This window comes from Novosphingobium sp. BL-52-GroH (assembly GCF_044813085.1).
Lineage (GTDB): Bacteria > Pseudomonadota > Alphaproteobacteria > Sphingomonadales > Sphingomonadaceae > Novosphingobium.
Map to the genome: position 1 here is coordinate 1 of NZ_CP171152.1, position 14466 is coordinate 14466.

Sequence of the window (14466 nt, forward strand, 5' to 3'; positions counted from 1 at the left end):
GGCGAGGCGCTCTGAAGGGGGGTCTCGCCTGAAGACAGGCACCGGTCCCGGCTGCGATCCGGGACGACGAGTAGAAGAGGAACCGATCATGCCCGACATCAAGGACTGGCAGGCAGCGGCGGACAAGGAAGTCAAGGGTCGGGACCTGACCTGGAACACGCCCGAAGGCATTGCGGTCAAGCCGCTTTACACCGCCGCGGACGTCACCGTCGATCCGGGCCTGCCGGGCTACGCGCCGTTCACGCGCGGGGTGCGGGCCTCGATGTATGCGGGCCGGCCGTGGACCATCCGCCAGTACGCCGGGTTCTCGACCGCCGAGGAATCGAACGCCTTCTATCGCCGCAACCTCGCCGCCGGGCAGAAGGGCCTGTCGGTCGCCTTCGACCTCGCGACGCACCGGGGCTACGATTCGGACCACCCGCGCGTGGTCGGCGACGTCGGCAAGGCGGGCGTGGCGATCGATTCGGTCGAGGACATGAAGATCCTGTTCGACGGCATCCCGCTCGACAAGATGTCGGTGTCGATGACGATGAACGGCGCGGTGATCCCGATCCTGGCGTTCTTCATCGTCGCCGGCGAGGAACAGGGCGTCGACCGCAAGCTGCTCGACGGGACCATCCAGAACGACATCCTCAAGGAGTTCATGGTCCGCAACACCTACATCTACCCGCCCGAGCCCTCGATGCGGATCATCTCGGACATCTTCGGCTATACCAGCCGCGAGATGCCCAAGTTCAACTCGATCTCGATCTCCGGCTACCACATGCAGGAAGCCGGCGCGACGCAGGTGCAGGAGCTGGCCTTCACCATCGCCGACGGCGCGGAATACGTGAAGTACGGCGTGGCCTCGGGCCTCGACATCGACAAGTTCGCCGGGCGCCTGTCGTTCTTCTTCGCGATCGGCATGAACTTCTTCATGGAAGTCGCCAAGCTGCGCGCCGCGCGCGTGCTGTGGCACCGGGTGATGACCGAGCTGGGCGCCAAGGACGAGCGCAGCAAGATGCTGCGCACCCACTGCCAGACCTCGGGCGTGTCCTTGCAGGAGCAGGACCCCTACAACAACGTCATCCGCACCACGATCGAGGCGATGGCCTCGATGCTGGGCGGCACCCAGTCGCTGCACACCAACGCGCTGGACGAGGCGATCGCGCTGCCGACCGACTTCTCGGCGCGCATCGCCCGCAACACCCAGATCATCATCCAGGAGGAGACCGGCATGTGCAATGTCGTCGATCCGCTGGGTGGCTCGTACTACGTCGAATCGCTGACGCAGAGCCTCGTCGACCAGGCCTGGGAGATCATCGAGCGCGTCCAGGCCGATGGCGGCATGGCCAAGGCGGTCGCCGCCGGCTGGCCCAAGGCGATGATCGAGACCGCCGCCGCCGCCCGCCAGGCCCGCGTCGACCGGGGTGACGACGTGATCGTCGGCGTCAACAAGTACCGCCTCGCCGAAGAAGACGCGATCGAGACGCTCGACATCGACAACGCCAAGGTCCGCGAGGGCCAGATCGCCCGCATCGAGAAGATGAAGGCGAGCCGCGACGAGGCCGCGTGCCAGGCCGCGCTCAGGGCGCTGGCCGACGGCGCCGCCGCGCCCGCCAGCATCGAGAACAACCTCCTCGCCCTTGCGGTGGAAGCGGCCCGCGCGCGCGCCACGCTCGGCGAGATCTCCTCTGCGATGGAGGAGAGCTTCGAGCGCTACGGCACCCAGCCGACCCCGGTGAAGGGCGTCTACGGCGCGCCTTACGAGGGCGACAGCCGCTGGCGGCAGGTGCTCGACGGGGTGCAGGCGGTCGAACGCCGCCTCGGCCGCAAGCCCAAGCTGCTGGTCGCCAAGATGGGCCAGGATGGCCACGATCGCGGCGCCAACGTGATCGCCTCGGCCTTCGGCGACATGGGCTTCGAGGTGGTCTCGGGCCCCTTGTTCCAGACCCCCGAGGAAACCGTGGTGCTGGCCTTGCAGCACGAAGTCGACGTCGTCGGCGCCTCCAGCCTCGCGGCCGGGCACAAGACGCTGATCCCCGAGCTGATCCAGCAGCTGCGCGCTGCCGGGCGCAGCGACGTCAAGGTGATCGCGGGCGGCGTGATCCCCGCCAAGGACTACGAATACCTGCGCAATGCCGGTGTCCAGGGCATCTACGGCCCCGGCTCGAACGTGGTCGAATGCGCCGCCGACGTGCTGCGCCTGCTCGGGCACAACATGCCGCCGGCAGGTTCCGAGCTGCAGGCGGCGGAGTAGGCGGATGCTGGATCAGCACGGCATCGCGCTCTATGGCAGGGCTTTGGCCCGAGCCGCGCGCGTGCCGCCTGAGGAATGACTATGACCCAAACCCCCGCCTTCGCCTCCCGCCCCGTGGCTCGTACCGACTGGACCCGCGAGGAGATCGCAGGCCTGTTCGACCTGCCGTTCACCGAACTGGTGTTCCGCGCGGCCGAGGTGCATCGCGCCAGCCACAAGGCGGACGAAGTGCAGCTCTCGACGCTGCTCTCGATCAAGACCGGCGGCTGCGTCGAGGACTGCGGCTACTGCTCGCAATCGGTCTCGGCCAACAGCGGGGTCAAGGCGACCAAGCTGATGGAAGTGCAGGCCGTGCTCCAGCGCGCCGCGCAGGCGGCCGACCAGGGCTCGACCCGCTTCTGCATGGGGGCCGCCTGGCGCAACCCCAAGGACCGCGACATGCCCGCCATCATCGAGATGGTGAAGGGCGTGCGGGCGATGGGCATGGAAACCTGCATGACGCTGGGCATGCTGACGCCCGAGCAGGCCGACATGCTGAGCGATGCGGGGCTCGACTACTACAACCACAACATCGACACGAGCCCCGAGCGCTACGACCAGGTCATCACCACGCGCACGATGGACGACCGCCTCGACACGCTGTCGAACGTGCGGATGGCGGGGATCAACGTGTGCTCGGGCGGCATCGTCGGCATGGGCGAGACCCGCGCCGACCGCGTCGGCTTCATGCACACGCTCGCCACGCTGCCCGAGCACCCGCAGTCGGTGCCGGTCAACGCGCTGGTCCCGGTCAAGGGCACGGTGCTGGGCGACATGCTGGCCGACACCCCGCTCGCCAAGATCGACGACGTCGAGTTCGTGCGCACCGTGGCGGTGGCGCGGATCACCATGCCGGCCTCGATGGTGCGCCTCTCGGCGGGGCGCGAATCGATGTCCGAGATGACCCAGGCGATGTGCTTCCTGGCCGGCGCCAACTCGATCTTCACCGGCGACAAGCTGCTCACCGCGCCCAACGCAGGCGACGACAACGACCTGGCGATGTTCGCCCGCCTCGGCCTCAAGCCCATGGCCATCGAAATGACCCCGGCGCAAGTCGAAGCACAGCGCATGCCCAAGGGATGCGCCAAGCTGGAAGCGGCCGAGTAGGTGGCGCCCGACCTTCCTTGCCTGGGAGCGGGCGAAGGAGGCAGGGCCATCAAAATGGACAGCATCCTGCGCGTCGACCACATCCTTCTCGAAATGGAGTGACATGCATCTCGACCACGACCCCGCCGCGCCGGCGGGCGAGACGATCGGTTTCGACGATTTCCTGAAAGTCGACATCCGCGTCGGCACCGTCGTCGCGGCCGAAGTCTACGAGGGCGCGCGCAAGCCCAGCTACAAGTTGCGGATCGATTTCGGTCCGGGCATCGGCGAGAAGAAAAGCGTCGGCCAAGTGGCCGCACTCTATTCTCCCGAGGAACTGGTCGGCCGGCAGGTGGCGGCTGTGGTGAACTTCCCCGTCCGCCAGATCGGCAAGGCGCTGTCCGAGGTCCTGACGATGGGCTTCGCGGACGAGGCGGGCAGGGTCGTGCTGTTCTCGCCCGACAGCCGCGTTCCAAACGGCTCGCGGCTGTTCTGATGGCCTCGTTCGCGCAAGTCCTCGCCGCGGGCGAAGCTTTCGACGCGGGGGTGGTCGTGGAGGTGCCCGAGACATGGCACCAGGGGCGCACGGCCTACGGCGGCTTCTCCTCGGCCTTGTGCCTGGCGGTGGCACGGCAGGTGGGCGGCGCGGGCCTGCCGCCGCTGCGCTCGGGGCAACTGGCGATGATGGCGCCGGTCGCGGGACAAGTGCGGGTGTCCGCCCAGGTCGAGCGGCAGGGGCGCAACGCGATCTGGCTATCGGCGCGGATCGAGGGCGACAAGGGCCTCGCCTTCACCGCCAGCTTCGTCTTCATGGGCGCGGTGACCAGCGCGCTGCGGCTCGACGACCGGCCCGTTCCGCAAGGCCTGCTCGCGGCGGCGACAGCGCGACCGGTGACGTTTACGCCCGATACCCCCGCCTTCCTCGCCAACCACTTCGAAGCGCGCTACGCCCTGCCGCCGGAGCAGGGCAGGCGGCCGGACTTGTGCCGCTGGGTGCGCCTGCGCGAACGCGAAGGCCTCGATCCGATGGTCGAACTTCTGTTGCTGGGCGACGCGCTGCCTCCTGCCGTGCTGCCGCTGCTGCCGGGCAGGGTGCCGCTCTCGACGATGCACTGGCAGGTGGGCATGCTCACCGCGCGGCCGGTCACCGGCGATGGCTGGTGGCTGCTGCGCTCGGTCGGCGACTATGCCGAAAGCGGGTGCTCCAGCCAGCGGGAAGGAATGTGGAACACGGACGGCGTGCCGGTGATGACGGGCATTCAGTCGATCGCGTTGTTCGGTTGACGCGGCGAGCCGGCCTTCACGCCACGTTCGGTTTTGCCAGAATCTGCGGGCGGAACAGGGCAACGGCGTCTTTTGGCGCCATCGGACGGCCGAAGAAGTAGCCCTGGATCTTGCGGCAGCCCAACTGGCGGATCACCTGGACCTGCTTTTCGGTCTCTGCCCCTTCCGCCGTGGTCGACATGCCGAGGCTGTCCGCCATGGCGACGACGGCGCGGATGATCGCCAGGCTTTCGGGATTGCCGGTCGCGGCGCCCTGGACGAAGGAGCGGTCCACCTTGATGGTCGAGAAACGCAGCTTGCGCAGGTAGCCGAGCGAGGAATAGCCGGTACCGAAATCGTCCAGCGCCACCGCGCAGCCCAGCGCCATGATCTGTTCGAGCGCCGCCCGGGCCTGGTTGGCGTCGCGCAGGAAGATGCTCTCGGTCACTTCGATCTCGAGCCGGTTCGCCGGCAGGCCGCTGCCCGAAAGCGCGCCGACGACGCTGGCGACGAAGTGGCCGTCGAGAAGCTGCTCGCCCGAGACGTTGACGGCCACCCGGATGTGCGCCGGCCAGTTCATCGCCTCGCGGCAGGCCTCGTAGAGCACCCATTCGCCGATCGGCACGATCAGGCGGGTGTCTTCGGCCAGGGGCACGAACTTGGCGGGGCTGACCGGCCCGTGCTCGGCGTTGTTCCAGCGCAGCAGGGCTTCGAAGCTGACGACGCCTTCGGTCTGCGCGTCCACCACGGGCTGGTAGACGACGTGGAATTCGTTGCGTTCGAGCGCGCGGCGCAGGGAAAATTCGAGCTTGCGCCGCTCCTCGGCATGGGCGTGGAGCGAAGGCTCGTAAGTGCGGTGCATGTTCCCGCCCATGTCCTTCGAGCGGTAGAGCGCCAGGTCCGCGTTGCGCATCAGGGTCTCGACGCTGGCGCCGTCGCGCGGGCCGATCGCCGAGCCGATCGAGGCGCCGACGAAAAGCGTGTGATGGTCGATCTCGTAGGGCTGCGAGAGGCGGTCGATCACCCGCCGGGCGACGTCCTCGACGTGCCGCAGGTCGGAAGCGTCGCGCACGACGATGGCGAATTCGTCGCCGCCCAGCCGTCCGCACAGCTCGTTGTCGCTCATCTGCTCCTTGAGCCGTTCGGAAACCCGTGCCAGCAACTGGTCGCCGACGTGGTGGCCGAGCGTGTCGTTGACGGCCTTGAAGCGGTCGAGGTCGATCATCAGGAAGGCGCAGCGCGTGCGCCACTTGTCGGAATAGTCGAGCGCGGCGGCCAGCGTCTCGGTCAGCATCATGCGGTTGGGCAGGCCGGTGAGCGTGTCGTAGCGGGCGAGCCAGGCGATCTTGTCGGAATTCTCGCGCGCTTCGGTGACGTCCGAGCCGACGCCGCGGAAGCCGTCGAAGACGCCGTTGTCGTTGATGCGCGGCGTGCCGGACAGCTCCCACCAGCGCGCCTGACCGCCTATCGTCACCCGCACCAGAAGGTTGGAAAAATGCTCGCGCCGCTTGAGGCGCTCGGCGAGGTCGTGGAGGCTGGGGGGGAACTGGCCGCTCTCCCAGGCCGGGCCGGCGATGAGCTGGACCAGCGGCATGCCTTCCAGTTCGGCGGCGTCGCGATCGAGCGCATAGGCGAAGCGCGGGGATACCGAGCGGACCCGGCGGGAGGTGTCGACCTGCCACAGCCAGTCCGCTTGGCCTTCCTCGAATTCGCGCAGGAGGAGCGAGACGACCTCGTCCTTCTCGACCATGCCCGCCTCGGCGATCTTGGTCGAAAGATAGCGCCGCGCGCCCTCTATGGCGCCGACCAGGATGATGCCCATGAACAGGAAGGCGATAGCGGCCATGTCGTAGCTGCCCGACACCAGGAAGGCGCCGATCGCCGATCCGCCGACGATCGCGGAAAACAGCAGCGTGTTGATCGGCACGGCGGGGAGCAGGATCACCGAGGCGGCCATGAGCATGGCCAGCACCGTCCAGACCTTAACCTGCGTCTGCGGATCGACGAACATCGCAAGCCCGGTCAGCGGCAGGGCCCAGGCCAGGCCGCTCCCGATCGGGGCGAGCATCTGCGCCCTGGCCTCGTCGCGCGAGACATGGCGGCGCTCGGCATCCGCGAGCGAACGGTCCAGGCGCCAGCCATAGGCTTGCGTCAGCGCCAGCAGCACCAGCCAGGCCGCGACGGCGAGGGGCGCGATGCGGCCGAGCAGCAGCATCGTCGTCGCCAGCGCGGCCGCCGCCTGGGTCGCCATGCGAGTGGCGGCGGTGCGGCGGAGGGTCGCGAACTGCAGGCTGCGCAGCCGTTCCCAGTCCCCGTCGGCAGGTTCGGACAGGCCGAGTACCGCAAGGGCGGGCAGCTCCTTCGGCAGGGCCTTGTTGACGGGCGATCGCGTGTTCACGGCCGAAGGGTTACCGGGACAAGGGTTAGCAGGTGGTTAAGTAATTGCCTCGGTACGGATATACCCGTCGGCAACCATGTGCGGGCCGGTCCTATTCGACCGTCACGCTCTTGGCGAGGTTGCGGGGCTGGTCGACGTCGGTGCCTTTCACGCAGGCGACGTGGTAGGCCAGCAACTGCACCGGCACCGCGTAGACGAGCGGGGCAATCAGCGGGTGGACGAAGGGCATCTCGATCGTCGCGATGCAGCCTTCGCCCGCCTCGGCGATGCCTGCAGCGTCGGAGATCAGCACGACCTTGCCGCCGCGCGCGCGCACTTCCTGCATGTTGCTGACGGTCTTCTCGAACAGCGGTCCGGAGGGCGCGAGGACGATCACCGGCACGGCTTCGTCGATCAGCGCGATGGGGCCGTGCTTCATCTCGCCCGAGGCATAGCCCTCGGCGTGAATGTAGCTGATCTCCTTGAGCTTCAGCGCGCCTTCGAGGGCGAGCGGATAGTCGGGCCCGCGGCCGAGGTAGAGCACGTCGCGCGCCGGGGCGATGAGGTGGGCCATCGCGGCGATCTCCTCGTCGTGGTCGAGCGCGGCGTTGAGGCTGGCGGGCGTCTGGAGGAGGTGCTGGACGACTTCCATCTCCTCCGAGCGGTCCATGCGCCCGCGCTTGACGGCCAGGTGTGCGGCCAGCGCGGCGAGGACCGCGAGCTGGCAGGTGAAGGCCTTGGTCGAGGCGACGCCGATCTCGGGGCCGGCATGGGTGGGGAGCAGCAGGTCCGCCTCGCGCGCCATGGTGCTGGTCGGCACGTTGACGACGACGGCGATGGTCTGCCCGGCCGCCTTGCAGTGGCGCAGTGCGGCGAGCGTGTCGGCGGTTTCGCCCGACTGCGAGATGAACAGGGCGAGGCCGCCGTTCTCGAGCACCGGGTCGCGGTAGCGGAATTCGCTCGCCACGTCGATGTCGACGGGGAGGCGGGCGAAAGTCTCGATCCAGTATTTCGCGACCATGCCGGCGTAGTAGCTGGTGCCGCAGGCGACGATGGTGATGCGGTTGATCGTCGACAGGTCGAAGTCGATCTGCGGTAGCGCCACCGACTGGTCCACCTGGCGCAAGTAGGAACGCAGGGTCTGGGCCACTACGGTCGGCTGCTCGAAGATCTCCTTCTGCATGAAGTGGCGGTAGTTGCCCTTCTCGATCGCGACGGCGGAGGCGCCCGAGGTGACGATCTCCCGGACCACCGGGTTGTTCTGCGCATCGTAGATCTGTGCGCCCTCGCGCGTGATGACGACCCAGTCGCCCTCGTCGAGGTAGGTGATGCGCTGGGTCAGCGGGGCGAGCGCCAGCGCGTCGGAACCCAGGTACGTCTCGCCTTCGCCATAGCCGATAACCAGCGGCGAACCGAGGCGCGCGCCGATCAGCATGTCGGGGAAGCGGCGGAAGGCGATGGCGAGCGCGAAGGCGCCGCGCAACTGGGGCAGGGTGGCCTTGACCGCTTCCTCGGGCGACAGGCCGGCCTCGACCTGCTCGGAGACGAGGTGGGCGACCACTTCGGTGTCGGTCTGGCTCTCGAAGGTGCGGCCGCGCGCCTCGAGCGATTCGCGCAAGGGCTTGAAGTTCTCGATGATGCCGTTGTGGACCAGCGCCAGTTCGGCCGTGGCATGGGGGTGGGCGTTGGCGGCGGTCGGGGCGCCATGGGTGGCCCAGCGGGTGTGGGCGATGCCCGTGAGGCCCCGCGCCGGATCGTGGGCGAGGACCTTCACCAGATTGAGTAGCTTGCCCTCGGCGCGGCGGCGCACGAGCTGGCCGTCGTGGATCGTGCAGACGCCGGCGCTGTCGTAGCCGCGGTATTCCATGCGCCGAAGTCCGTCGACCAGCCGGTCCGCCACGTCTTCCTTGCCGACGATGCCGATGATGCCACACATGAGAGAGGATGCCTTAGCTTAGAGGGTGTAAGGGACGCGGATGCCCGGCATGCTTGCAGGGAAATCCTTGGTATTTCGTGTAACGAGGATGCGCCCGCGGACGTTCGCGCTGGCGAGGATGATGGCGTCGGGCGAGCGCAGGCGAGGGCGCTCCCGCCGCAGGGCGGCGGCGCGGTCGGCGATCTCGGCGTCGATCTCGTCGATGGAGAAATGCGAGAGATAGTCCCGCGCCGCGCGCAACGTGCGGCCTTCGCCCTTGGACAGGATCTCGATCCAGGCCATCCGGCTCATCCAGACCTGCCCCCCGGAAGCCGCTGCGCGTTCGAGCTCGACGATCGCCGCCTCCCGGCCGACCAGAGCATCGATCACGATATTGGCGTCGAACGCGAACGAACTCACGAGGTGCCCGACCTGCGCGGCGCAAAGGATTCGGAGCCCATTACCTTGCGGTAGTATTCGTGTTCGCGATCATGATCTTCGTCGAAGAGATCGGGAAACTCGGCGCGCACTTCCTCGTAGTCGTAGTCCCACGGCCGCGCCGAGGCGGCGCGTTCGCGGCGCTGCCATTCCACCGCATCGCCGATGTCCTTGCGATCCTTCCAGATGCCGGCGCCGCTGCGAATCCAGTCGTGACCATGCACCGGCTCGCTCTTCGTCTTGTACATCGAGACCGCCTCGCGCAGCATCGCGGCACGCGACTGGCCAAGCTGGGCCGCGCGAGCGTCGAGCCAGCGGATGTCATCGTCGGGAAGGTCTGCGAGGATGCGCGTCATGATATCGTGATATCATATCGTGATATCACTCTCAAGCCGGATGTTGCGTCTGCCATGGACAGGCCATGCGCCCACGGCGATTAACGGGCCGTTTCCTGAGCATTACATTCCTGTTAGCCGGAGCCGGCGAGGCGAGGCCTGTCGGCTCCACCCGTCACCCTGAAACGAGTTCAGGGCGACGGGTATGGAGCGGGTAGGCCGGGGCCTGTCTTGCCCCATCAATCCCCGTCGAGCATGTTCCCCAGCGATCCCAGCAGCGAGCCTTCGCCCCGGCTCTGGCCTCCGCGCGACCCGGCGGCGGCGAGCATTCGCCCGGCTAGGCGCGAGAACGGGAGCGACTGGATCCACACCCGGCCGGGGCCTCGCAGACGCGCGAAGAACACGCCTTCCCCGCCGAAGATCATCGACTTGACCGAGCCGGCGCGGATCACGTCGAAATCGACGGTGTCGGTGAAGGCCGCGATGCAGCCGGTGTCGACGTGGAGTTCCTCGCCGGGGCGCAGGGTGCGTTCGATCACGGTGCCGCCCATCTGCACGAAGACCCAGCCGTCACCTTCGAGCTTCTGCATGATGAAGCCTTCGCCGCCGAACAGGCCGGTCATGATCTTCTGCTGGAAGTGGATGCCGATCGAGACGCCGCGGGCCGCCGCCAGGAAGGCGTCCTTCTGGCAGATCAGCCGGCCGCCGACGTCGTCGAGCTTGATCGGCAGGATCGCGCCCGGTACCGGTGCCGCGAACGACACACGCGCCTTGCCCGAGCCGCGATGGGTGAAGACGGTGGTGAACAGGCTCTCGCCGGTGACGAGGCGCTTGCCCGCGCCCAGCAGCTTGCCCATGAAGCCGCCGCCCTGGTCGCCCGAACCGTCGCCGAAGACGGTGGTCATGTCGATCGCCGCGTCCTTCCAGACCATCGCTCCGGCTTCCGCCACCGCGCTTTCGCCGGGGTCCAGCTCGATCTCGACGAACTGGAGTTCCTGGCCCTTGATCTCGAAGTCGACGTCGTCGGCCAGCGAGGAACTGCGGGCGTGGCTCCAGGGACTGTTTGCCATCGATAATCTCCGTGTAGCGCGCCCGATCCGGGCATGAATGCGATGAAGCACCGTTTGATTTCGCCAAGATGACTTGTCAAACCGCGCCGGTCGGATATTCTCCACAGTTCAACGAACACTGTCTGACGACTGGCCCACACGCAGGGCTCGGCAAAGACCGGCGCGGTATCGGTGTTTTGGGAGAGGAAATCACCGATGGGCGCAAGAACTGCGTTGGTATTCACAGGCGCAATGTCCCTGTTTTTCGCAGGGACCGCACAGGCCCATTCGTCGGCGGGCGAAAATTCCACGTCCAGCGCGATCGCTCCGGCGACTCTGGTGGTGGCAGCATTCCAGCGCGGGGTGCCAGCCGCCCCGAAGTACGACGCCGCCTTCGATGCCGGTGCCCATGTCGAACAGGGCTTCGACATGATCCGGCGCGGCAAGCAGGCGCAGGCGGTCAAGCTGTTCGACAAGGTGATCGACCATGCCGACCGGCAGCTCTACGGCGACACCCGCAGCCGGCTCTGCCGCGTGGCCGGCCCGGTCGATGCCTCCGTATCCGTAGACCCGGCGGTGTGCGATGCGCACTTCGGCAAGGGCTTCGCTCTGATCGACATGGGTCGCGGTGACCTCGCGGAGGCGGAACTGCGCCAGGCCACGCAGATGGCGCCGGGCAATGCCCACTTCGCCAACGAATATGCCGAACTCTTCAAGTCGCGCCGCGACTGGCAGCACAGCTACGACAGCTTCGCGAAGGCCTGGGCCGTCGTCGACAAGGCGACCACCGGCCCCGATGCCGGCATCGCGGCGCGCGCGCTGCGCGGCATGGGCTTCAACAAGGCGGCGATGGGCCAGTACGACGAGGCGCAGTCGCTCTACACCCAGTCGCTGCAGTACGACCCCAAGAGCGAGATCGCCCAGGCCGAGCTGGGCAACATCGCGCGGCGCAAGGCGATCGGTTCCTGATGACCCGCGCAGGCCGCGCCCGGTGGATCGCCGGCGCGGCATTGCTGCTCACCGCCGCCACAGTCGGTGCGGAAGCGCAGGACCCGCGCATGGTCGAGATCGTCGGCCTGATCCGTGACGGCAGGCAGGCCGGGGCGATCGGCCAATACGCGAAGGCTTACGAACTGGCCGCTGGCGACCAGGACGAGGGCGCTGCCGCACTGGCCACCCGCGCCTTGCGCGGTCTGGCGCAGGCGAGCGAGTGCCGTGGCGATCTCGCCGTGGCCCAAGGCTACCACGAACGGCTCCTCCAGCGCGACGGCACCGACGCCGAGGCGCGCGCGAAGCTGGCCGGACTGGTCCGCGGGCGAGCGAAGGCACCTTAGGCGGCCGCGGCAGATTCAGGTGCCGTGAATATTCCGCCTGCTCTGAACGAGAAGGCTAGGCGGCAGTCTGAAGCGGGACGACTTTACGTTGAATCGTCATTGCGAACGCAGCCGGGCATCCACGCGAGGGCGGGCAAGGCTGACCGCAGGCCGGAACTCGTCGCCCTTCAGTCCGCCTTTTCGGCCTTTTTCTTCTTCATCGCGTCGTGGAAGCGGTCGGCCCAGCCGGGCTTGACCAGTTGTTCGCCGCGCACGAGCCTCAGCTCCCCGTCCGCGACGTCGCGCGTGACCGCGCTGCCGGCGGCGACGATGGCATCCGCGCCGATCCTGACGGGCGCTACCAGCGCGCTGTTCGAGCCGACGAAGGCCCGCTCGCCGATCACCGTCTTGTGTTTGAAGTAGCCGTCGTAGTTGCAGGTGATGGTCCCTGCGCCGATATTGGCACCGGCGCCGACTTCGGCATCGCCCAGGTACGTCAGGTGGTTGGCCTTGGCGCCTTCGCCCAGCACCGCGTTCTTCATCTCGACGAAGTTGCCGATCCGCGACCCGGCCTTGAGCACCGCGCCGGGGCGCAGGCGCGCGTAGGGTCCGATCGAGACGCCGCTTTCCAGCGTCGCGCCCTCGAGGTGCGAGAAGGCGTGGATCACGACGTTGTCGGCCACCGTCACGCCCGGTCCGAACACGACGTTGGGCTCCACCGTGACGTCACGGCCCAGGCGCGTGTCCCAGGCGAAGAATACCGTCTCGGGCGCGACCAGCGTGGCGCCTTCGTCCATGGCGCGGACGCGGCGCTTCTGCTGCCAGCGGCCTTCCGCCTCGGCCAGTTCGGCGCGGCTGTTGATGCCGCCTACTTCGTCCGCGTCGTCGGTGACGATGACGGCGCAGGGCCGCCCTTCGAGGGTGGCGATGTTGACGATGTCGACGAGGTAGTATTCGCCGTTGGCGTTGTCGTTGCCGACCTTGGCGAGCAGCTCGAACAGGTCCGCAGACTTCACCGCCATCAGGCCCGAGTTGCACAAGGTGCAGGCGCGCTGTTCCTCGGTCGCGTCCTTGTATTCCACCATCATCGCGATGCGCCCGTCGTCATGGGCGAGCACGCGGCCGTATTGCAGCGGGTCCTGCGGCACGAAGCCGAGCACGACCACCGCGGGCGCGTCGGGACCGTGGAGGCGCTCGATCATGGCGCGCATGGTTTCGGCGCGCACGAAGGGGACGTCGCCGTAGAGGATCAGCACGTCGCCCGCGAAGCCCGCCAGCGCGCCTTCGGCCTGCTGCACTGCATGGCCGGTGCCCAACTGGGGGTCCTGCACCGCGATCGTCGCGCGCGTGCCCAGCGCCTTCTCCAACTGTTCGCGGCCGTGTCCGGCGACGACGACCTGGCGCTCGGGGGCGAGGTCCTTCGCATTGGCGAGCAGGTGTTCGAGCATCGGCCGACCGGCGACCGGATGGAGTACCTTGTGCAGGTCGCTCTTCATGCGGGTGCCCTTGCCGGCGGCGAGGACGATGATGGCGAGCGGGGCGCCAAGTGGGGCGGGGGCGGGCGTACTGGCAGAAGTCATGGGCCTTTCCTGCCAGCAATTTGTTGCGGTTTCCACACCAAGCCGTCACTGGGGACGAGATGACGGCATTTCCCTTTCAAATCGTCGGTTTCGATCTCGACGGAACCCTCCTCGACAGCCTCGGCGACCTTGCCCATGCAGTGAACCATGCGCTCTCGCTGGAGGGCCGGCAGGCAGTGCCGGTCTCCGACGTGCGGGGCTTCGTGGGCGGAGGTGCGCGCAAGATGCTCGCCAACGCGATGGTGGCGACGGGCGGCGCCGTCGACGACGTCCGGTTCGAGGAACTGCACGACGCGCTGCTCACCCACTACGAGGCCAACATCGCGGTCGAGACGCGGCTGTTCCCCGGCGGCGAGGCGATGCTCGACGCGCTGGCGGCGCGCGGCGTGAAGATCGCTGTGGTCACCAACAAGCTGGAGCGCTTCGCGGTGAAGATCTTCGCCGAGCTGGGCCTGTCGGAGCGTTTCTACACGGTGATCGGCGGCGACACGCTGGGCCCCGGCCGCGCCAAGCCCAAGCCCGACCTGCTGCACCTCATGCTCGAGCGTGGTGGCGAGGGCCGGGCGGCCTACGTCGGCGACACCACCTACGATACGCGCGCCGCGGCGGCAGCGGACCTGCCGTGCGTGGCGGTGAGCTTCGGGTTCAGCGACCGGCCGGTCGGCGAGCTGGGCGCGGCGGCGGTCATCGACCATTTCGACGAGCTGGTGCCGGCGCTGGAGCGTCTGGGCGCGGCCTGACCGACAGCCCGGCCTCCGGGAGCCTCCTGGGGAACGGGCAGTGAGTGGGGGGGGGCGTAACGCCGGACCGATACCGCCCTGCGCGCGCTTGC

Annotated in this window: 13 protein-coding genes; 6 read left to right on the forward strand and 7 right to left on the reverse strand. The window is 68.0% G+C overall.

The genetic code is table 11. The annotated features are described in order from the left end of the window. The first annotated feature begins 88 nt into the window (after positions 1 to 88). From scpA to ACFFDA_RS12700, 4 genes are all read left to right on the forward strand, one after another. Positions 89 to 2239: a methylmalonyl-CoA mutase gene (gene scpA, locus ACFFDA_RS12685; protein ID WP_404476754.1), complete on the forward strand. Its 2151-nt coding sequence runs from the start codon at positions 89 to 91 to the stop codon at positions 2237 to 2239. A gap of 75 nt (positions 2240 to 2314) precedes the next feature. Further along, entirely contained in the window at positions 2315 to 3385 is a 1071-nt protein-coding gene (bioB, locus tag ACFFDA_RS12690; RefSeq protein WP_404480814.1) for a biotin synthase BioB, read from the forward strand. A gap of 103 nt (positions 3386 to 3488) precedes the next feature. Beyond that, positions 3489 to 3860 carry a tRNA-binding protein gene (locus ACFFDA_RS12695; protein ID WP_404480815.1) on the forward strand — a complete coding sequence of 124 codons (372 nt, stop codon included), beginning with the start codon at positions 3489 to 3491 and terminating at the stop codon, positions 3858 to 3860. Beyond that, positions 3860 to 4648, forward strand: coding sequence for a thioesterase family protein (locus tag ACFFDA_RS12700; RefSeq protein WP_404480816.1), 789 nt, complete (start codon positions 3860 to 3862; stop codon positions 4646 to 4648). The genes ACFFDA_RS12695 and ACFFDA_RS12700 overlap by 1 nt, the downstream gene beginning before the upstream one ends. A 16-nt stretch (positions 4649 to 4664) precedes the next feature. Here ACFFDA_RS12700 and ACFFDA_RS12705 read toward each other — a convergent pair whose 3' ends face one another. The 5 genes from ACFFDA_RS12705 to ACFFDA_RS12725 form a co-directional block, all read right to left on the reverse strand. After that, positions 4665 to 7025, reverse strand: coding sequence for a putative bifunctional diguanylate cyclase/phosphodiesterase (locus ACFFDA_RS12705; protein ID WP_404480817.1), 2361 nt, complete (start codon positions 7023 to 7025; stop codon positions 4665 to 4667). Between the two features lie 91 nt (positions 7026 to 7116). After that, entirely contained in the window at positions 7117 to 8940 is a 1824-nt protein-coding gene (gene glmS / locus ACFFDA_RS12710; protein ID WP_404480818.1) for a glutamine--fructose-6-phosphate transaminase (isomerizing), read from the reverse strand. Positions 8941 to 8958: 18 nt separating this feature from the next. Further along, entirely contained in the window at positions 8959 to 9339 is a 381-nt protein-coding gene (locus ACFFDA_RS12715) for a PIN domain-containing protein (RefSeq protein ID WP_404480819.1), read from the reverse strand. Beyond that, entirely contained in the window at positions 9336 to 9713 is a 378-nt protein-coding gene (locus ACFFDA_RS12720) for a ribbon-helix-helix domain-containing protein (protein ID WP_404480820.1), read from the reverse strand. The genes ACFFDA_RS12715 and ACFFDA_RS12720 overlap by 4 nt, the downstream gene beginning before the upstream one ends. A 218-nt stretch (positions 9714 to 9931) precedes the next feature. Then, positions 9932 to 10762, reverse strand: coding sequence for a TIGR00266 family protein (locus ACFFDA_RS12725; RefSeq protein ID WP_404480821.1), 831 nt, complete (start codon positions 10760 to 10762; stop codon positions 9932 to 9934). A gap of 231 nt (positions 10763 to 10993) precedes the next feature. On the opposite strand from ACFFDA_RS12725, the gene ACFFDA_RS12730 reads away from it, so the two are divergent. Next, positions 10994 to 11710 (forward strand): tetratricopeptide repeat protein, encoded by a 717-nt coding sequence (locus ACFFDA_RS12730; RefSeq protein WP_404480822.1) that lies wholly within the window; start codon positions 10994 to 10996, stop codon positions 11708 to 11710. On the opposite strand, the gene ACFFDA_RS12735 is transcribed toward ACFFDA_RS12730, so the two are convergent. Then, on the reverse strand, positions 11620 to 11988 hold the full coding sequence (locus ACFFDA_RS12735) for a hypothetical protein (RefSeq protein ID WP_404480823.1): 369 nt from the start codon (positions 11986 to 11988) through the stop codon (positions 11620 to 11622). The two genes, ACFFDA_RS12730 and ACFFDA_RS12735, sit on opposite strands and share 91 nt — an antisense overlap. A 254-nt stretch (positions 11989 to 12242) precedes the next feature. After that, positions 12243 to 13634: a bifunctional UDP-N-acetylglucosamine diphosphorylase/glucosamine-1-phosphate N-acetyltransferase GlmU gene (glmU, locus tag ACFFDA_RS12740; RefSeq protein WP_404480824.1), complete on the reverse strand. Its 1392-nt coding sequence runs from the start codon at positions 13632 to 13634 to the stop codon at positions 12243 to 12245. A 59-nt stretch (positions 13635 to 13693) separates the two neighbouring features. Here glmU and ACFFDA_RS12745 point away from each other — a divergent pair, with 59 nt between their 5' ends. Then, positions 13694 to 14374 carry an HAD-IA family hydrolase gene (locus ACFFDA_RS12745; protein ID WP_404480825.1) on the forward strand — a complete coding sequence of 227 codons (681 nt, stop codon included), beginning with the start codon at positions 13694 to 13696 and terminating at the stop codon, positions 14372 to 14374. Positions 14375 to 14466 lie beyond the last annotated feature (92 nt).